General features: G+C 65.8%; 18 protein-coding genes. 8 read left to right on the forward strand and 10 right to left on the reverse strand.

Translation table 11 applies throughout. The features are described 5' to 3' along the window. Positions 1-76 precede the first annotated feature (76 nt). Positions 77-775, forward strand: a complete 699-nt coding sequence (locus tag K5L49_RS11970; RefSeq protein WP_223693015.1) for a Pr6Pr family membrane protein — start codon at positions 77-79, stop codon at positions 773-775. A gap of 27 nt (positions 776-802) precedes the next feature. Here K5L49_RS11970 and K5L49_RS11975 read toward each other — a convergent pair whose 3' ends face one another. The 3 genes from K5L49_RS11975 to K5L49_RS11985 all read right to left on the reverse strand — a co-directional run bounded on the left by K5L49_RS11975 (position 803) and on the right by K5L49_RS11985 (position 2288). Then, a complete protein-coding gene (locus K5L49_RS11975; RefSeq protein WP_223693016.1) occupies positions 803-1306 on the reverse strand; it encodes a hypothetical protein in 504 nt (167 codons plus the stop codon). A 56-nt stretch (positions 1307-1362) separates the two neighbouring features. Beyond that, positions 1363-1557 carry a hypothetical protein gene (locus K5L49_RS11980; RefSeq protein ID WP_223693017.1) on the reverse strand — a complete coding sequence of 65 codons (195 nt, stop codon included), beginning with the start codon at positions 1555-1557 and terminating at the stop codon, positions 1363-1365. 134 nt (positions 1558-1691) lie between these two features. Then, entirely contained in the window at positions 1692-2288 is a 597-nt protein-coding gene (locus K5L49_RS11985) for a hypothetical protein (protein WP_223693019.1), read from the reverse strand. A 927-nt stretch (positions 2289-3215) separates the two neighbouring features. On the opposite strand from K5L49_RS11985, the gene K5L49_RS11990 reads away from it, so the two are divergent. Both K5L49_RS11990 and K5L49_RS11995 read left to right on the forward strand, forming a co-directional pair. Continuing rightward, positions 3216-3515, forward strand: a complete 300-nt coding sequence (locus tag K5L49_RS11990; protein WP_223693021.1) for a hypothetical protein — start codon at positions 3216-3218, stop codon at positions 3513-3515. 80 nt (positions 3516-3595) lie between these two features. After that, positions 3596-4156 (forward strand): hypothetical protein, encoded by a 561-nt coding sequence (locus K5L49_RS11995; RefSeq protein ID WP_223693023.1) that lies wholly within the window; start codon positions 3596-3598, stop codon positions 4154-4156. Between the two features lie 915 nt (positions 4157-5071). Here K5L49_RS11995 and dnaB read toward each other — a convergent pair. The 7 genes from dnaB to K5L49_RS12030 all read right to left on the reverse strand — a co-directional run bounded on the left by dnaB (position 5072) and on the right by K5L49_RS12030 (position 11379). Continuing rightward, positions 5072-6445 carry a replicative DNA helicase gene (dnaB, locus tag K5L49_RS12000; RefSeq protein WP_223693025.1) on the reverse strand — a complete coding sequence of 458 codons (1374 nt, stop codon included), beginning with the start codon at positions 6443-6445 and terminating at the stop codon, positions 5072-5074. Positions 6446-6996: 551 nt separating this feature from the next. Further along, positions 6997-7449, reverse strand: coding sequence for a 50S ribosomal protein L9 (gene rplI, locus K5L49_RS12005; protein WP_223693027.1), 453 nt, complete (start codon positions 7447-7449; stop codon positions 6997-6999). A gap of 11 nt (positions 7450-7460) precedes the next feature. Continuing rightward, on the reverse strand, positions 7461-7724 hold the full coding sequence (rpsR, locus tag K5L49_RS12010) for a 30S ribosomal protein S18 (protein ID WP_055897232.1): 264 nt from the start codon (positions 7722-7724) through the stop codon (positions 7461-7463). A 64-nt stretch (positions 7725-7788) separates the two neighbouring features. Further along, on the reverse strand, positions 7789-8292 hold the full coding sequence (locus tag K5L49_RS12015) for a single-stranded DNA-binding protein (protein WP_223693028.1): 504 nt from the start codon (positions 8290-8292) through the stop codon (positions 7789-7791). Between the two features lie 4 nt (positions 8293-8296). Beyond that, the gene (rpsF, locus tag K5L49_RS12020; protein ID WP_223693030.1) at positions 8297-8686 is read right to left on the reverse strand and encodes a 30S ribosomal protein S6; all 390 of its coding nucleotides are present in this window, start codon (positions 8684-8686) and stop codon (positions 8297-8299) included. Positions 8687-8847: 161 nt separating this feature from the next. Then, complete coding sequence (locus K5L49_RS12025) at positions 8848-9813, reverse strand: hypothetical protein (protein ID WP_223693032.1); 966 nt, start codon at positions 9811-9813, stop codon at positions 8848-8850. A 132-nt stretch (positions 9814-9945) separates the two neighbouring features. Next, the gene (locus tag K5L49_RS12030; RefSeq protein WP_223693033.1) at positions 9946-11379 is read right to left on the reverse strand and encodes a CCA tRNA nucleotidyltransferase; all 1434 of its coding nucleotides are present in this window, start codon (positions 11377-11379) and stop codon (positions 9946-9948) included. Between the two features lie 96 nt (positions 11380-11475). Here K5L49_RS12030 and K5L49_RS12035 point away from each other — a divergent pair, with 96 nt between their 5' ends. The 5 genes from K5L49_RS12035 to K5L49_RS12055 all read left to right on the forward strand — a co-directional run bounded on the left by K5L49_RS12035 (position 11476) and on the right by K5L49_RS12055 (position 18251). Further along, on the forward strand, positions 11476-13779 hold the full coding sequence (locus K5L49_RS12035; RefSeq protein ID WP_223693035.1) for a DUF6049 family protein: 2304 nt from the start codon (positions 11476-11478) through the stop codon (positions 13777-13779). Next, positions 13772-15394, forward strand: coding sequence for a murein biosynthesis integral membrane protein MurJ (murJ, locus tag K5L49_RS12040; protein ID WP_223693037.1), 1623 nt, complete (start codon positions 13772-13774; stop codon positions 15392-15394). The genes K5L49_RS12035 and murJ overlap by 8 nt, the downstream gene beginning before the upstream one ends. Positions 15395-15467: 73 nt before the next feature. Continuing rightward, positions 15468-16445, forward strand: coding sequence for a thioredoxin-disulfide reductase (trxB, locus tag K5L49_RS12045; protein WP_223693039.1), 978 nt, complete (start codon positions 15468-15470; stop codon positions 16443-16445). A gap of 13 nt (positions 16446-16458) precedes the next feature. After that, complete coding sequence (trxA, locus tag K5L49_RS12050) at positions 16459-16785, forward strand: thioredoxin (RefSeq protein WP_223693041.1); 327 nt, start codon at positions 16459-16461, stop codon at positions 16783-16785. A gap of 143 nt (positions 16786-16928) precedes the next feature. Beyond that, a complete protein-coding gene (locus K5L49_RS12055) occupies positions 16929-18251 on the forward strand; it encodes an aminotransferase-like domain-containing protein (RefSeq protein ID WP_223693043.1) in 1323 nt (440 codons plus the stop codon). Positions 18252-18262 lie beyond the last annotated feature (11 nt).

Raw genomic sequence — 18262 nt, forward strand, 5'->3', positions numbered from 1 at the left:
CCGCGCCGTTGCTGCGCGTTTGCCGCGTGCACGCGCGGACGCTCAGTATGCTCACCGAAGGAACGAAGGAGAACGGATGCGGATCGGTTTCGGCGTCGTACGGGTGCTGATGGCCCTGCTCACCCTGGGGGCCATCATCGCCCAGTTCGCGACGAGCGTCGGGTTCATCTCGGGCAAGGGCGGTGACATCGGCTCCTACGTTGTGAACTTCTTCAGTTTCTTCACGATCGACGCGAACATCGGCTACGTCGTCGTGCTGCTTCTCGGCGCGTTCTTCGCCTTCTCGCGCACCGGCGACGATCCGAGCTGGTTCACCGCGCTGCGCGCCGTCGTCGTCACCTATATGGCGACGACCGGTGTCGTCTACAACCTGTTGCTCCGCAACATCCCGCTGCCGCAGGGGCAGACCGTCGAATGGTCGAACGAGGTGCTTCACGTCGTCGGCCCGATCTATCTGGTGCTCGACTGGTTCTTCGCCCCCGGCCGAGCCGCGCTGCGCAACCGCACGCTGTGGTGGATCGTCGGCTTCCCGATCGTCTGGGCCATCTACACGCTCATCCGCGGGCCGTTCGGCATCGACCCGATCACCCGAAGATCCCCGTGGTACCCGTACCCGTTCCTCAACCCGGAGACCTCGGCCAACGGATATCTTTCGGTCTCGTTCTACGTGATCCTCATCGCCGCCGTGATCCTCGGCGTCGGGTTCGGTGTGGTCTGGGTCTCGCGACGGTGGCCGGGCGGCCGGCGGCCGCCCGCCCCGAGCGAACTCCGGTAGTCGACGCGGGCGCGCCGCGGAGAGCCGTCAGGCCCGGCTCATTCTGGTCGAATCCGACTTCGACCAGAAGACGATGCCGGTCACCGCCGCGAGCCCGAGCAGGAACGCGCCCGTCGGGGTGATCGTGTCGGCGATGCGATGCTGACTGCACACAGCCGAGACGAGGCCGGCGATCAGCCCGCTGCCCGCCACGATCGCGTACGAGGTGGTGATGACGCGGGCGACACCGGTCACCAGCATCGCGCGCACCACAAGGCTAACGGAGGCGATCACCCACGTGGCCGCCACCAACACCAGAAGCGCGAAGCCGAGCTCGTCGCGCAGCAGGATGCCCGGCACAAGGTAGAGCGGAACGCTCGCCAGCACCAGGGCGCCGCCCAGACCGGCGAAGGCCGCCAGGCGCGACCGTTCCGAACGCATCCGCTGGATCGCGGAGGCCAGGACCGGCCAGGTGAAGGCCACCGTGAACGCCACGAGGGCGAGGACCACAGTGCCGACACCGGAGAGCAGGGCGAGAGGACTGACGTACATGTTTCCATCTCAACGCATCCGCCGCCCGCCCGCATCGTGCCGGAGAGCGAGCCGCATCATCCTCTGGAACGATCCTGCGCCGGGTCTCCGGGGGAGGGCCAGTCGAGCAGATAGGCCGACACGTACCGATCCGTGACGACGGTGTGCACCGTTCGGCCGAGCACGCGTCCGGCTGCGCGGGCCTCCGAGCGCCAGAGCCGCATATCCGGAACCTCGTCGAGAGGGGCGCTGATCTCACCGTGACGGCTCAACGCGGATCTCAGTCGCTCGCGGAGACCGGGTTCGTTCGGCGGGTGGCCACTCTGCGTCATACCCCGTCTTCGGAGCCGCCGTTCCGATCGGATGGGCGGGAGGGCCGAGCGCCGCCCGGGTCATGACGGCGCACTCAGCGGAATTCCGCGAGTGCTGCGCGGTAGCGCTGCGGATCGGCACGGGTTTCGGCCGTCACGAGGATGGCGTGCGTTCCGAGGCGTCGCGTGAAGGGGCCGCTGCAGGGAATCTCGACGATGATCGTCAGCCCTGCTCGCCAGGCCTCGATCAACTCTCCGAGCGCAGCATGCTCTGGTTGTTCCTCCGGTGTCGGCGGCGTGCGGTTCATGCGGAGCCCCAGCAGCGTGCTCCTCCACTGTTCCGCGTCTTCGGCCATCGCGTCGGAACCGAACCGCTCCCGCCACGACGGGCCGACGAGTTCGCGCAGAATCCGAGCACGCTCGTCCGAACCGATCGCGGAATTGTTCAGGCGATCGAAGACGTCCAAGCTCTGCGGCGTGCCGGCGTGAAGCAGGGCTGCCTCCCAGATCACCGGCCACTCCTGCTGCCACTCCACAATCGGTGCCGCCGAACGCTGCGGCGCACTCACGAGGGCCGGTCTGTCGGCGAGCGCGGGCGGCAGATCTCTCCCCTTGGGGCGCAGTCGCCACGCCTCGCGGATCCACAGCAGTTCCAGGAGGGCCTGCGAATCGTCCACCACGGTGATCACCATGTTCGGCGGCCAGGGGTTTCCGGGGAGCGGGATGGATGAACGCACGAAACCTCCATGGACTCGACAGGTCACATCCTGACCCCGGCCATCGGCGGGGCGCAAGAACCACCGGTGCGACCTCGCACACCCGACGCTCTCATACGCGTTTCCGCCGTGTCGCGATCAGGGCCGCGACCACGACGATCGCGAGAAGCGCACCGACGATCACTAGCGGCAGCCACCACGGCGTCAGTACGTCTAGGGCGACGGTGTCGTTGCACGACTGACCGCTTGGTGGTGCCGTAGCGCACGAGGCTAGGACGAGAACCGATGTCGAGGTCGGCATGCAGCCAGTCTCCCACCTGCCGCGCGCCCTCGCCGAGATCGCTGCGCCTCGGGCCGGCGATCCCACGGCACGTCGCCGAGTTGGCATTCTTCGTGGCAGGTGGACTATCGCTGTCCGCGGTCGACTGTGCAGGGACTCATCGAGTCTGATCAAGTTGGCCCCAGCCGTTCACTGCACTCTCACCCAGTTGATCGAGAGCTAACGAGTACCCGTATCAGCAACTTGATCAAAGAGGTAGGGTTCGGGGCGCGATTCGTCCGTGCGTGACAGGTGCGACTAACGGCCCACCTCTTGTACCTACAGCCCTGAAGTCACGAAGGTTCTGGCTGTTGCCAGCGTGTCGCGCACCAGACCGGATGCCAATGCCTCCTGGTGGCGAGACGCGGCACACTAGGGGCACGCGGCCGGCAACGATCCCCCTCGAACCGGTCGGCGGCGGCACCACCCCCAAGGTGCCGGACGATGTGGCCGGCGCTTCGGCTTCGCAACCAACGCCGGCCACATCAACGTCTCTCGGCCTTCCCCAATGTCGCCGCTGCGTGTTACGTTCAAAGCGCAAGTCTGGATTCTAGCGAGGGGCTGGAATCGACCTTGGGGGAGTTATGGCGAAGCCGCTGGGCGAGCTGACTGACGCTGATAAGGCGTCGGTTGTGTCCGTTGTTGCGCATCGTCAAGCTGGCGACAGCACCAGCGAGTCGTGGGATGTCTCGCTGTTCTCTTTGGCGTCTGATTCACCGGTTGCGACCGACGTTGTTGGTCTGCTTAACCCGGTTTCATCTGACCAGATCACCGAGCATGTGGTCTTCGTACTCGGCCGCGAAGGTCTGAAACTTGAGCAGCCGTGGCGCAGCCAGCGCGACGGCTATTTCATGTCGGGGGTTGTTTCGCTCGATTCCAATTGACACACCGTCCAACGAAGGAAAACGGAGTAGACAAGTCAATTCGGAAACGCATCATCGGGGCCGCAGTAACCGTGGGGGCCGTGGCTGCCCTCGCGCTAAGCCCCCTGGCCGCGAACGCGGCAGAACCAGCCGCGACGGCCACCATCACGGCATCGGATATGCAGTTCACCGCCCTCACGAGCGCCAACGCGGCACAGTTCGGCTACGAGATCCGCGTCGACGCGCAGGGCTACGAATACGGGGTGCCGATCGGCACCCCGGCCGGTAGCCACGAGCACGCCACCGGGCAGCTCCGCCAGTCCGGCGGCGTATCCACGTTCAACGAGGTCGTGGGCAACTGTGGGAAGTCGAATCTCTGGTTCCGCGGCCAGGGCCAGTACAGCACGTCGTACTACATCTACCCGAGCTGGGGTGCCCCGATCAGTCACGGATGGAGCGTGCAGATCGGATCAGCCTGGGATGCCGGCGCGTATGACCTGAGCGGCTGGAACGCGGGCAACCAGTCCTGGAACGCTTACCGCACCGTCACCCAGATCGCACCTCACGGCGGCGTCCTCAGCGCCAACGGCGGCGGCTACGTCGTCACCACCGGTGGTGTGTGCCAGTCCGGCGCCCTCCACGACTCCATCATCTACAACTAGAACCAACTCACCTGGGCCTCGTAGTCGATCGACTGCGAGGCTCGGGCCATGCCCGGCCTACACTCTCACCCATGGAGTGGTTGTTCGTCCTCGCGGATGGTCGGGAGATCCCGTACCGCGGCGCTGTCGTCGGGGCCTGGATCGATCCCACTCGGAGTCTCGAAACTGAACATAAAGATCACCAGGCGGCATCACGGTGAAAAGGATCGGTTCCGCAACATCCTTCCCATGAATACGGGCCCGGTCAATGACCGCCTGCAGCCGAGCGAACCCGGACGCCACCCCCACATTCTGACCCATCAAACCAGCCTGTAGCGCCATCGAGCGCGCAACAGCCACAGATTCAAGGAACGGCGAACCCACCAATTGTTGAAGCGAAGGCGCCATCGCCGCGCGAGACACCCCTCCCAGCATCGCCAGCGACGCGTTCGATGCCACGACTGCGCCAACTGCACCCGCCGAAGCGAACACAGACTCCGTCCAACGGTCGACGAGGAAGGGCGCGTGATTAGCGTAGGAAGCAGAGTTCACGAGCCGAGAAGACCGCGCCGCCCACTCCGCAACACCAGTCACGGAGGCGAACTCAGACGCCGCAATTGAGGCCGCCGCGACAGCAGGCATGGCCGCAAACGCGGCCACCGTTCGCGCTGCTTCAATGACCTGTCGTGACGACTGCGTCAGCATGCGAGCCGACTCCAGATCCATCGCGAAGCCCGCAGCTCCATCGCGCGGGTCACCGGTACGCCACGAGCTAGCGGCGCCGATCGCACTCTCATTCAACTGCTCAGCCATACCAACCAATCGCCGTCTCCCTCGTCAAACTGATATCCCGCCAGTCTCGAATTTGCGAAATTGATCAAGTACCTCTCAACTACGATGAGAATTGATCATGAACCGTGAGAACCTACAGTTTCCCTAGATGGGCGCCATGTCGGTGAAGCGGGAGAAGTGGCCTTGGAAGGCGACCGTGACGGTGCGGGTGGGGCCGTTGCGGTGCTTGGCGACGATGAGGTCGGCCTCGCCCGCTCGCGGGTTGTCTTTCTCGTAGGCGGACTCGCGGTGGAGCAGGATCACCATGTCGGCATCCTGCTCGATCGAGCCCGACTCGCGCAGATCGCTCAGGGCGGGGAGTTTGTCGGCGCGCTGCTCGGGGCCACGGTTCAGCTGAGAAAGGGCGATCACCGGAACCTGGAGTTCCTTGGCGAGAAGCTTGAGGGCACGCGAGAACTCGCTGACCTCCTGCTGGCGGCTCTCGACGCGCTTTCCGCTCGTCATGAGCTGGAGGTAGTCGATGACCACCATCTTGAGGCCGACGCGCTGCTTGAGTCGACGGCATTTGGCGCGGATCTCGACGAGTGTCATGTTGGGGCTGTCGTCGATGTAGAGCGGGGCATCGTTGATGCGGCCCCGGGTCGAGGCGATCGTGGTCCAGTCGCGGCTCTCCACCTTTCCCTTGCGCATGCTCTGCAGGGGCACGGATGCCTCGGCCGAGAGTAAACGCATCGCGATCTCGCTGCGACCCATTTCGAGGGAGAAGAAGATCGTGGGCATGTCGTGGTGGATGGAGGCGGCGCGCGCGAAGTCGAGGGCGAGCGTCGACTTTCCGAGGGCGGGTCGTGCCGCGACGATGATCATCTGGCCGGGGTGCAGACCGTTCGTGAGCTCGTCCAGTTCGGCGAAGCCAGTGGGAACACCGGTCATCGAACCGTCTTTGTGGCTGGCGGCCTCGATCTCGTCGATCGCCACAGTCACGGCATCGGTGAGCGGGACATAGTCTTCGGTCTCCTGCGACCCGGTGACGGAGTAGATCTCGGCCTGCGCATTGTTGACGAGGTCGAGCACCTCGCCTTCGGCTTTGTAGCCCATCTGAGTGATGCGGGTGCCGGCTTCGACGAGGCGACGCAGGAGCGCCTTCTCGGCGACGATGTTCGCGTAGTAGCCGGCGTTGGCCGCCGTGGGGACGAGGCTGGTGAGCGTGTGCAGGTATTCGGCGCCCCCGGCACGGGAGAGTTCGCCGACTTTTGTGAGTTCGTCGGTGACCGTGATCACATCGGTCGGTTCGCCGTGGGAGTAGAGCGAGAGGATCGAGTCGTAGATGATCTCGTGTTTGGGGATGTAGAAGTCGCCGCCGCGGACGACCTCGACGACGTCGGCCACCGCATCCTTGCTCAGGAGCATGCCGCCCAGGGCGCTCTGCTCGGCGAGAAGGTCGTGGGGGGGCGTTCGCTCGTGGCCCCGCGTTTCGCCCGGTTCGCGTTGGTCTGCGAGACCCAGGTGGGCGATCGACACGGTTTCTCCTCGATGGTGCTTCGGCGGTGCAGGTTGGTTCAGACGTTCGGTTGTCGCGTCGTGCGGTCTCTTCGGCGATACGGGCGCGGGGGAGTGCGCTCGTTCCAGTGAACCGCGCTCGCGCGACTCTGCGCGCAACGGCTCGCTGTCGAGTCCGATCCTTTCGCCGACCACCGACACGGGATGCCCGGGTCCGGCGCTTCACGCCGGGCTTTCATCGACGCCGTTCCACCCTAGGGAGCGCCGACACCGGCCACAACTCGCCCTGTGGATAACGTTGGGGACAAACTGCGCGAAACGCCGGGGCGCATGTGCACAACGTGTGGAGAGATATGTGGACAAGCAAAGAATATCTCTAGTGATAGATAACCTGACCAGGTCTTTTTCTTTACACACCCTGTGTGTAGAAACTTGTCTCAAGGTTGTGTCGAACGTTGCATCCCGGGAGAGTCGCCCTGTGTACAAAGCTGGGGGCAATTTCTTTTCCCGGGCCTGTTAAAAGGTGTAGCGGCGGGCCGGAGCCCGCCGCTACACTAACTGCTTATCCGCGCCTACTTGGCAGCGACCACCTGGAGGGTGATCGTGGCCGAGAGGTCGTCGCGCAGACGAATGGTCGCCTCGTGGTCGCCCACGATTTTGATGGCGTTCGGCAGTTCGATCTTGCGCTTGTCGAGCTCGCCGATGCCGGCGGCCTTGACGGCGGCCGCGACGTCGGAGGTCTTGACCGAGCCGAACAGGCGGCCTTCTTTGCCGGCCTTGACGGTCAGCTTGACCTTGGTGGCCTCGAGCTTCGCTTTGAGGTCCTGCGCTTCTTCGATCGTCGCGAGCTCACGGGCGACACGGGCCGCCTTGATCTGCTCGACCTGCTTCTCGCCTCCGCGGGACCACGCGACGGCGAAGCCCTGGGGGATGAGGTAGTTGCGCGCGTAGCCGTTCTTGACGTCGACGACGTCACCGGCCGAGCCGAGGCCGGTGACCTCGTGCGTCAGAATCAGTTTCGACATGTCCGTATCTCCTAACGGCCCGAGCCGGCGTAGGGGAGCAGAGCCATCTCGCGTGCGTTCTTGACGGCACGGGCGATGAGGCGCTGTTCCTGAACGGAGACACCGGTGATGCGGCGGGCGCGGATCTTTCCACGCTCCGAGATGAACTTCCGCAGGGTCGCGACGTCTTTGTAGTCGATGACGCCTACGCGGATCGACTTCGCCGGGGCGGCGTTCTTGCCGTCCTTGCCCTTGCGGATCGGCTTGCGGCGGTCGCCGCTCGACTTTCCAGCCATGATTTCCTTTGCTTTCTGCCCTCAGCGCCCGAAGGCGGCCGAGAACCGTGAATGTTGGTGACCCTTAGAAGGGAGTCTCGTCGTTGAAGTTGCCCGGCGTGTTCCAGACGTCCGCCCCCGAGGAGGAGGAAGCGTCGGACGGCGCAGAGGCAGCCCACGGCTCTTCGACGGCGCCGCCGGGTGCTCCACCCGGGCCGCGCGACGACTGGGCGCGAGTGATCGAAGCAGTGGCGTAGCGCAGCGACGGGCCGATCTCATCGATCTCGAGCTCCATGCTTGTGCGCTTCTCCCCTTCCTTCGTCTCGTAGGAACGCTGCTTGAGGCGACCCTGGGCGATGACCCGGGACCCCTTGGTCAGCGATCCGGCGACGTGCTCGGCGAATTCACGCCAGACGCTCGCGCGCAGGAAGAGAGCCTCACCGTCCTTCCACTCGTTCGCCTGACGGTCGAACGTGCGGGGGGTGGATGCGATGGTGAAGTTGGCAACCGCGAGCCCGTTCTGCGTGTAGCGCAGCTCGGGGTCGCTGGTGAGGTTGCCCACCACGGTGATGACGGTCTCGCCGGCCATCGGACTAGGCGCTTGCCTTGTCGGCGGCAGCGGCCTTGGCGGGAGCGGCAGCCTTGCGGGCGGCCTTCTCGTCGGCGAGCTTCGCAGCGGCGGCGACCTGTGCGATCGCCTCTTCGGCACGGAGGACCTTGGTGCGCATGACGGCTTCGCTGAGCTTCAGCTGGCGGTCGAGCTCCTTGGTGGTGTCACCGTCGGAGGTCAACTGCACGACGGCGTAGATGCCCTCGGACTTCTTGTTGATCTCGTAGGCGAGACGGCGGCGACCCCAGATGTCGACGTTCTCAACGGTTCCACCGGCGTCGCGAACGACGTTGAGGAACTTGTCAAGGCTGGGAGCAACGGTGCGCTCATCGATCTCTGGATCGAGGATGACCATCAACTCGTACTGATGCATGACTAACCCACCTCCTTTGGACTTGGCGGCTACAGACGGTCTGTAGCAGGAGGGTTCTACATCGGTTGTGCGGGCAGGAATCCGCCCGGGCAACCTACCTAGAGTAGCCGATGCCCCACTCGCACGCCACCCGGCGGCCGGAGGCCTCTGTGTCGCGACACTCATGCGCTCATCACCCACTCGCCGAAGGCATCGGGGGAGAAGGCTGCGCGCCGCACCGGTCGCACCCCGACCGACAGCAGGATCGATCGCAGTCTCGGCGGGTTCCAGGCATCTTCCCACGTCCATCTCGCGACCGCTTTTCCGCGCCCACGCAGACGATCCTCCCGCCGTCGTTCATTCCAGATCACATCGGCGGTCGGTCGCGCACCGTCTGGCAGAGCTCTCGCATAGCGGTCGACGCCGTCGAACTCGCCGTACGCCGTCTGCCATTCGAAGTGGGGATGCTCGGCCGCTCCGCGCTCGTCGTCGACTCGGGGATGCAGCAGCGGCGGCGGGAAGCCGAGTCGGTACGCCTGCACCCGGCTCAGTGATTCGCCGGAGGACGCCGCTGCGGGGTCGGCGAATCCGATGGCCGCCAGAGCGCGCGTTCGTCCCCGATCGTTCCGGCGTCGGCGAAGAAGGTCGATGAGCTCTTCGCGCTCCACGCCGCAGTAGACCCGCCCACCGTCGGCGGTGACGGTCGGCTTCAGCCCGTGGTCGAGCGCAGACACCGCGGCGACGAAGGGTGCCGACACCGCGAGATCGCAGAGCGTTCGGGCAAGCGTGGTGACGAACCAGGGCCCGACCGCTTCGAGGTCGTCATCGCCGATGTCGCTCCGCCGCCAGGAGACGGCACCGTTCTGTCGCGAACGCTCATGGCGCCCGGCGAGCGCTTCGACTGTCGGCGGCCAGGCTCCGAGCATCGGCAGCCCCCACACCGCGGCGGCCGAACCGCCGACGAACACCAGGTCGTCGGATCGCCCGCCCGCGACGGCGCGCATCCGCTGCAGATGTTGGGTGCGCCCGTCAGTGTGGGGGAGCGGTCTCGGAGCGACCTTCTTGAGTCGTGCCCGAAGCCCGGAGTTGGGGGTTGCCCCAGCGATCGTCGCGGCGAGTGGAAAGAGGTGTGCGGCTGAGTTCGTCATGCCACGATGCTCCCGAAACGGCAGGATGGCGCGTCGGTGGCGCAGGTCATCTGTGGAGAAGTGCCGACTCTTCGCCCGTGTGGAGGAAGATCGCCGTCGCAACCGACCGAGACGGTTACAGCTCCGCCTGCGTCACGAGTTCGTGCGCTGCTCCCACCAGGCGAGCAGTCGTCGCGTCGCCTCCTCCTCGCCGAGAGGGCCGTGGTCGAGCCGCAGCTCGAGAAGGAACTTCATCGCCTCGCCGACCTCTCGACTCGGTCGCAGGCCGAGGATGCGCATGACCTGCTCGCCGTCGAGGTCTGGACGCACCGCATCCAGCTCCTCTTTCTGCTGCAACTCGCGGATTCGCGCCTCGAGATCGTCGTACGCGAACCCGAGCCGATCCGCCTTCCGCCGATTCCTCGTGGTGACATCCGCACGAGTGAGCATGTGCAGGCGCTCCAGCTCGCCACCCGCGTCTCGCACATAGCGGCGAACCGCGGAGTCGGTCCAGCTGCTCTCGGTGTACCCGAAGAACCGCAGATGCAGCTCGATGAGGCGGGCGACCGACTCGATCGTCGCCTTGTCGAACCGCAGCGCGGTCAGCCGCTTCTTCGCGAGCTTCGCGCCGACCACGTCATGGTGGTGGAAGCTGACGACCCCGCCCGGCTCGAGCCGACGTGTGGCAGGCTTGCCGATGTCGTGCAGGATCGCGGCGAGCCGCAGCACCAGGTCGGGCTCCGCCCCCTGGTGCCGCTCCTTCTCGTAGCCGATCGCCTGGTCGAGCACGGTGAGGCTGTGCTGGTAGACGTCTTTGTGGTGGTGGTGTTCGTCCACCTCCAACCGCAGCGCAGGGATCTCAGGGATCACGAGCCGCGCGAGGCCGGTGGCGACGAGAAGCTCCATCCCCGGTCGCGGGTCGTCGGTCACAAGAAGCTTCGCCAGTTCGTCGCGCACGCGTTCCGCGCTCACGATCTCGATGCGGTCGGCAAGCTCCACCATCGCCCGTTCGGTGTCCTCGTCCACGGTGAATCCGAGTTGCGAGGTGAACCGGGCGGCCCGCAGCATGCGCAGCGGATCGTCGCCGAACGAGATCTCGGGGCTGCTCGGCGTGGTGAGCGTGCGGCTCAGCAGATGCTCGACACCACCGGAGGGGTCGACGAGCCGAACCTCGGGAACCCGCAGGGCCAGCGCATTGACCGTGAAATCGCGTCGCAGCAGATCGCCTTCGAGCGTGTCCCCGAACTCCACATCCGGTTTGCGGGTCTCCCCGTCGTAGCTATCGGTGCGGTAGGTGGTGATCTCCACGGTGTCGTCACCGAATCGGGCGCCGATCGTTCCGAACTGCCGCCCGATATCCCACACGGCGTCCGCGCGAGGGGCGACGAGCTTCAGAATGTCGTCGGGGCGGGCATTCGTCGTGAAGTCCAGGTCGTGCACAGGTCGGCCCAGGAGGGCATCCCGAACCGGTCCACCGACCAGCGAAAGCTCGTACCCCGCCGCGGCGAAAACGGCGGACACTCGGGCGACCGTCGGCGATGCCGCAAGGTCGCCGAGACGGGCGAGGGATTCCGCGACGCTCTGCATGGTGCCCCAGTTTACGGGCGTGCTCGCCACCGTCTCTCAGGGCCCTCCCCCTAGAATCGTCGTCATGGAGGCCGAACCGGGATGGCGCATCGACGCATGAGGGCACCCGGCCTCTCCCTCTTCAGGGGTGCCCGCGGTGCCGCTGCCCTGCTCGGGCTGAGCCTCGTTTTCGCCGGTCTTCCCGGCGCTGCGGCGAGTGCTTCGACCTTCCCCGCCGCGGGGTCGGGAGTATCGACCGAGGCGACCGTGGCCGACACTCCCGCTCTGACCGTCTCGCTCACGGCGGCCAACGCCGGCGTGCTCGCCCCCGGTCAGGAGCTCACCGTCTCCGTCACGGTGACCAATTCATCGAACGGTACGGTGTCGCCGGGCAACGTCGAGCTCTGGCTCGATCCGTCGCGGCAGAAGTCCCGTTCGGCTTTGACCTCGTGGCTGTCGTCCACCGATGCGGTCGCGAACACCGTCACGATCGGCCGCGCAGCCGTTCCCCTGCTCGAACCCGGAACGAGCACCGTCGTTCAGGTGCAGGTCCCGGCGGCGTCCGTTCCGTTCGCCACGAGCATCACTGAAGCGGTGTACGGCCTGGGTGCGAGCATCGACGCCGGAGACGCTGAAACCGTCTCTGCTCGGGGCAGTGTGGTGTGGAATCCTGGGTCGTCGGCCCCGCCCTCCACCGTCGGGGTCGTCATGCCGGTGATCAGCCCGTCGACATCGGGTGGTCTCCTCTCCGCCGACGATCTGACGACCTTCACCGGACCGAACGGCGTGCTGACCCGCGAGCTCGACGGTTTGGCGAAGCACAGCAGTGTGGCCATCGGCATCGACCCGATGATCATCGCGTCGGTTCGGGCTCTCGGCAACGCGGCGCCGGAGTCGGCGACCGCATGGCTCGATCGCCTGTCACACCTCCCCAACGACATCTTCCCTCTCGCATTCGGTGACGCTGACGTCGCCGGTCAGATCCAGAGCGGGCTTTCGGCACCGCTCGCCCCCACCTCTCTCGCCTACGCGCTCGATCCCAAGAACTTCTCGCCGACGCCGAGCCCGGTGGGCGAGCCGACGGCAACGCCGACTCCGACCGCGACTCCGGGCGCCACACCCAGCCCGACGCCGACGACGGGAACAGGACCTGTTCTGCCGACCCTGGCCGAGCTGGTCTCGTGGAAGTACACGCTCCACGGCATCGCCTGGCCCGGCGACGACACCGTGCGCACGGCCGATCTCGCCCCGCTCGTCGCGGCCGGTCTCACCACGACGATCGTCTCCAGCTCCAACACGTCGGCCAAGCGCCTGAGTGGCACCGCCAACGCAGCACTCCCCTTCAGCCGCGGCAAACTCGCCGTCGCAGATGCGGGTCTCTCCGACGCCATCCGGCAGGCCGCGTCCGCCCCGAGCGCCGTCGCGTGGAACACGGCGATGTCGAAGGTGAACGCTCAGCTCGAACTCACCGCTCAGGAGGGCGGCGACGCGAAACATCTCCTGGTGTCCTTCGACCGGTCCTGGCCCTCGAGCGGCACACAGCTGGGCAACACCCTCGACGCGCTGCTCGGCTCGCCCTGGTCGTCGGCAGCGACCCTGCCCGAGACGTTGGCGGGCGCATCCACAGCAGGGCTCACCCTCACGGACGCGGCGGAGACCGACTCGCGCATCGACACCATCAAGCGGTTGCTCGCGGAGGAGAAGTCCCTGGCCGACTTCTCGACCGTGCTCGATGATCCGACGACGCTGACCGGCAGCACCCGCGCCGAGATCCTGACACTGTTGGCGGTCTCCTGGCAGAACCCCCGCAACGACTGGGATGCGGCGGTCGCGGAGTTCTCAAAGACCACCACCGGCACACTCAGCTCCATCCGCATCGTTCCGACCGAGAACGTCAACCTGGTGAGCGCACAAGGCTCGATCCCGTTCACCGTCGTCAACGACCTCAAGAACGAGGCCGCCAATCTCGTGCTGACCGCCCTGCCCTCCAACAGCCGGCTCGAGATCGATGAAGACGCCACAAAACGTCTCCTCCCCGACTCGCGAGCCACGATGCTCGTGCCGGTGAAGGCCAAACTCGGCAACGGGCAGGTGGTCCTCACCCTGCACCTGTTCAGTCCGACCGGCGTCGAGATCGGCTATCCCAGCACCGTGACCGTGGATGTGCACGCCGATTGGGAGGGCATCGGCGCCCTGATCTTCGGCATCCTGCTCGTGTTGCTGTTCGGCTTCGGCATCGTGCGGAACATCCTCCGCCGCCGCGATCAGCGACGGAACGGAGGAACGGTGGAGTCGGACGACAAGACCGACGCCCCCGCTGAGGCCGACGCCCCCCGTGATACCGATACCGTCGTCGATACTGATGCCGATGCCTCTGCCTCTGCCTCTGCGGGTACCGGGGAGGACGACCCGCGTGGCTAGCGTCGGCCGTGCGAGCGCGATGCTCGCCTCGGGCACGCTCGTCTCGCGCATCCTCGGTTTCGTCAAAGCCTGGTTGCTCCTGCAGGCCATCGGCGCTGTGGCGTTCGCGTCGAACCCGTACGCCACGTCGACCATCGTGCCGAACAGCATCTATGCGCTCATCGCCCAGGGGATCCTCAACGCCATCCTCGTGCCGCAGATCGTGCGCGCCTCCACCAACGCCGATGGCGGCAAGGCCTACATCAACAAACTCGTCACTGTCGGGATCATGGTCTTCGCCGCGGTGGCTCTTGTGGCCACACTGCTGTCGCCGGTTCTGATGCAGCTCTTCGGCCTTCGTGGCAACGCGGCCGCCATCGCCACCGCGTTCGCCTACTGGTCGTTGCCGCAGATCTTCTTCCTCGGCCTCTACACGCTGCTGGGTGAGGTGCTCAACGCACGCAAGTCGTTCGGCCCCTTCACCTGGGCGCCCGTCGTCAACAACATCGTCGCGATCGCCATGCTGCTCGTCTTCATCGGACTCTTCGGTTCCGACCCCGAGAGCGTGCGCTCAGAGACGCAGTGGAACTCGGGGATGGTCGCACTACTCGCGGGCGGCGCGACACTCGGTGTGGCCGTGCAGGCATTCATCCTCTTCTTCTTCTGGCGGCGCGTCGGCCTCCACTTCCGCTTCGACTTCGGGTGGCGGGGAGTGAACCTGGGTCACGCCGGTCGAGCCGCCGCCTGGACCTTCGGAATGCTCATCGCCACCCAGGTCGCCGGCGTGATCGAGACGAACGTGGCGAACTCGAGCGGCACGGGGCATGCCGGTCCGGCCATCATGAACAGCGCGTGGCTCATCTTCATGCTCCCGCACGGGATCATCGCCGTCTCGATCGTCACCGCCTTCTACACCCGGATGGCGGAGCACGCCCATCGCGGCGATGTGAACGCATTCCGCTCCGACTTCTCCAGCGGCGCGCGCTCCATCCTGATGCTGATCGTCTTCTCGTCCGCCGCCCTCATCGTGGTGGCGCTGCCGGTGGCGAGCGTCTTCTCGAGGCCGTTCTACCAGGAGTACGGCCTGGTGCTGGTGGCCTACCTTGTCGGGCTGGTGCCGTTCTCGATCGTTTTCATGGCCCAGCGCGCGTTCTACTCCCTCGGCAACACGCGCACGCCGTTCTTCTTCACCCTCGCGCAGGTCGCCGTGATCGTCGTCGGCGTTCTGCTCTGCTTCCGCGTCGGCCCCGACTACCGCGCCGCCGCGGTCGCTCTCGTTGTCTCGATCGCCGGAACCGTCCAGGCGTTCATCGCTGTCGGCCTGCTGCGCCGCCGCATCGGGGGAGTGGATGGGCGGCGCATCCTGAGCGGTCTCTGGCGTTTCGCCCTCGCGGCGGTCATCGCCATGATCGCCGGTGCCGGCTTCCTCGCCCTGCTGGGGGGTGTCGCGCCGGGCGCGTTCCCGATCGCCTCGTTCGTCGGCGCGATCGTGTCGACCGCCGTCGTCGGCATCGTCATGGTGATCGTCTACTTCGGTGCGCTCATCGTCTTGCGTTCACGCGACCTCGAAGCCGGGATCGCACCGATTCTGAACCGTTTGACCCGCCGCTCCGAACACACAGCAGACGCGGAATAGCATCCGCTTAGGATGTGTTCTACACCTCAGCGATTCCACTCGGAAGCGCTACTGATAGTGCGAGGAGCCCGTTGTGCGGCAGATCATCATCATCGGTTCCGGCCCAGCCGGATACACGGCGGCGATTTACGCTGCCCGAGCCAACCTGCGACCGCTGCTGATCGCTTCGTCCGTCGAAGCGGGCGGCGAGCTCATGAACACGACCGAGGTCGAGAACTTCCCGGGCTTCCCCGACGGCATCACGGGTCCTGACCTGATGATGAAGATGCAGGCGCAGGCCGAGAAGTTCGGCACTGAGGTCGTTCTCGACGACGTCGTGTCGGTCGACCTCGCCGGTGACATCAAATCCGTCACCCTCGGCTCCGGCGCCGTGCACGAAGCTCTGTCCGTGATCTTCGCCACCGGATCCGCCTACCGCAAGCTCGGCCTCGAAGACGAAGAGCGGCTTTCCGGCCACGGCGTCTCCTGGTGCGCGACCTGCGACGGGTTCTTCTTCCGCGAGCGCACCATCGCGGTCGTCGGCGGCGGCGACTCCGCGATGGAGGAGGCGACCTTCCTCACCCGTTTCGCCGACAAGGTCTACGTGATCCACCGCAAAGATTCGCTCCGCGCCTCCAAGATCATGCAAGATCGCGCGTTCGCCAACGACAAGATCGAGTTCGTCTGGAACTCCGAAGTCGTCGGTATCAACGGCGCTGAGACCGTGCAGAGCGTCGCCCTTCGCGACACGGTGACGGGCGAACAGAGCGAACTCGAACTCCAGGGCCTGTTCATCGCGATCGGCAACGACCCGCGCGTGCACCTCGTGCACGGACAGCTCGACCTCACTCCGGAAGGCACCATCGCGGTGGCCGGCCGGAGTTCCAAGACGAAGGTCGCGGGCGTGTTCGCGGCCGGCGATGTGATCGACCCGCACTACCGCCAGGCGGTCACCGCCGCGGCATCGGGCACGGTCGCAGCGCTGGACGCCGAGCAGTACCTCGCGAGCCTCCCCAAAGACCTGTCGGCTGAAGCGGAAGCCGACGATCTCGAACTCACCCCCACCGCATAAGGAGAATCACACAATGTCTGCAGCACGTTCCGTCACAGACGCCACCTTCCAGGATGACGTCCTCAGCAGCGAGAAGACGATTCTCGTCGACTTCTGGGCAGAGTGGTGCGGCCCGTGTCGCGCCGTCGGACCCATCCTCGATCAGATCGCCGCTGAGCACGCGGACAAGATCGAGATCGTCAAGCTGAATGTCGACGAGAACCCGCAGACCGCGGCGAAGTACCAGATCACCTCCATCCCGGCGATGAAGGTGTACCAGGGCGGAGAGGTCGTCAAGACCGTCATCGGCGCCAAGCCGAAGCCTGCCCTCGAAGCCGACCTGGCCGCCTACCTCGCGTAGCCGACCAGTCCTTCCAGACCCGTCCGGCGATAAGCCGGGCGGGTCTTTTTCGTATCGGCGGCATCCCGAACCGTCCACCCACGATTTCGGGGGTGGTGCTCCACACAAATAGCATTGGCAAACGGCGTAAGAACGGAAGAAAAGTGACTGATCAGGGCAGCCCGCTTTCACGCGGAAACAATCTCGACCCGTGGTACCACCACTACGCGCAGCGTACGAGCGGCCTGGCCGCCAGCGAGGTCCGAGCCCTGTTCGCCGTGGCCAGCCGCCCCGAGGTCGTCTCCCTGGCCGGGGGGATGCCGTTCGTCTCCGCCCTTCCCGAAGATCTCGTCGTCGGCGCGATGAACCGTGTGATGCGCGAGCAGGGTCCTGTGGCGCTGCAGTACGGCTCCGGCCAGGGCGTTCCCGCCCTCCGTGAGCAGATCCTCGACGTGATGGCGTTGGAGGGCATCAGCGGCAGTGCCGACGACGTCGTCATCACCACCGGTTCGCAGCACGCGCTCGAGCTCTTCAGCAAGCTCTTCATCGATCCCGGGGATGTGGTGCTCGCCGAAGGTCCGAGCTACGTGACCGCCATGGTCATCTTCCGCTCCTATCAGGCCGAAGTCGATCACGTTCCGATGGACGAGCACGGCCTCATCCCCGAGGCGCTGCGCGAGCACATCGCCCGTTTGAAGGCCGCCGGGCGCACGGTGAAGTTCCTCTACACCGTGCCGACGTTCCACAACCCGGCCGGCGTGACGCTGACCTGGGAACGGCGTCTGGAGATCCTCGAGATCGCCCGCGCCAACGACATCCTCGTGCTCGAGGACAATCCGTACGGGCTGCTCTACTTCGGCGAGAAGCCCCCTGAGGCGATGCGCTCGGTCGAACGTGACGGCGTCGTGTATCTGGGCACCTTTTCGAAGACCCTCGCTCCGGGTTTCCGGGTGGGCTGGGCGCTGGCCCCGCACGCCATCCGCGAGAAGCTCATCCTGGCCAATGAGGCGGCCGTGCTGAGCCCCAGTTCGTTCAGCCAGCTGGTGGTGTCGGAGTACCTCCGCGATGCGGATTGGAAGGCGCAGATCGACACTTTCCGCGGCGTCTACCGGGAACGCAAGGAGACGATGATCTCTGCGTTGGAGGAGCATCTTCCCGAACTCAGCTGGACCAACCCCAACGGCGGCTTCTACGTCTGGTTGACGCTGCCGGACCACCTCGACTCGAAGGCGATGCTCCCGCGTGCCGTGACCGAGCTCGTCGCATACACTCCGGGAACGGCGTTCTACGCCGACGGCTCCGGCCGGCACAATATGCGCCTCTCGTTCTGCTATCCGACACCCGAGAGAATCCGGGTCGGAATCCGACGGCTCGCCACCGTGATCAACGGCGAACAGGATCTGCTCGATACTTTCGCTGGAACCGGCCCGCTGTCATCCATCCGCTCCGATCGCAACAGTGCCAACCCTCCGACCGACCTCCGCTAGCAGACATTCGA

The sequence above is a fragment of the Leifsonia poae genome (genome assembly GCF_020009625.1).
In the GTDB taxonomy this organism is placed as follows: domain Bacteria; phylum Actinomycetota; class Actinomycetes; order Actinomycetales; family Microbacteriaceae; genus Leifsonia; species Leifsonia poae_A.

Excerpts from the sequence above, each read along its gene's own strand:
- K5L49_RS11970 (WP_223693015.1), top strand. The coding sequence starts at position 77 with ATGCGGATCGGTTTCGGCGTCGTACGGGTGCTGATGGCCCTGCTCACC.
- K5L49_RS11975 (WP_223693016.1), bottom strand. The coding sequence starts at position 1,306 with ATGTACGTCAGTCCTCTCGCCCTGCTCTCCGGTGTCGGCACTGTGGTC.
- K5L49_RS11985 (WP_223693019.1), bottom strand. The coding sequence starts at position 2,288 with ATGGTGATCACCGTGGTGGACGATTCGCAGGCCCTCCTGGAACTGCTG.
- K5L49_RS11990 (WP_223693021.1), top strand. The coding sequence starts at position 3,216 with ATGGCGAAGCCGCTGGGCGAGCTGACTGACGCTGATAAGGCGTCGGTT.
- rplI (WP_223693027.1), bottom strand. The coding sequence starts at position 7,449 with ATGTCGAAACTGATTCTGACGCACGAGGTCACCGGCCTCGGCTCGGCC.
- rpsR (WP_055897232.1), bottom strand. The coding sequence starts at position 7,724 with ATGGCTGGAAAGTCGAGCGGCGACCGCCGCAAGCCGATCCGCAAGGGC.
- K5L49_RS12015 (WP_223693028.1), bottom strand. The coding sequence starts at position 8,292 with ATGGCCGGCGAGACCGTCATCACCGTGGTGGGCAACCTCACCAGCGAC.
- rpsF (WP_223693030.1), bottom strand. The coding sequence starts at position 8,686 with ATGCATCAGTACGAGTTGATGGTCATCCTCGATCCAGAGATCGATGAG.
- K5L49_RS12025 (WP_223693032.1), bottom strand. The coding sequence starts at position 9,813 with ATGACGAACTCAGCCGCACACCTCTTTCCACTCGCCGCGACGATCGCT.
- K5L49_RS12030 (WP_223693033.1), bottom strand. The coding sequence starts at position 11,379 with ATGCAGAGCGTCGCGGAATCCCTCGCCCGTCTCGGCGACCTTGCGGCA.
- K5L49_RS12035 (WP_223693035.1), top strand. The coding sequence starts at position 11,476 with ATGAGGGCACCCGGCCTCTCCCTCTTCAGGGGTGCCCGCGGTGCCGCT.
- trxA (WP_223693041.1), top strand. The coding sequence starts at position 16,459 with ATGTCTGCAGCACGTTCCGTCACAGACGCCACCTTCCAGGATGACGTC.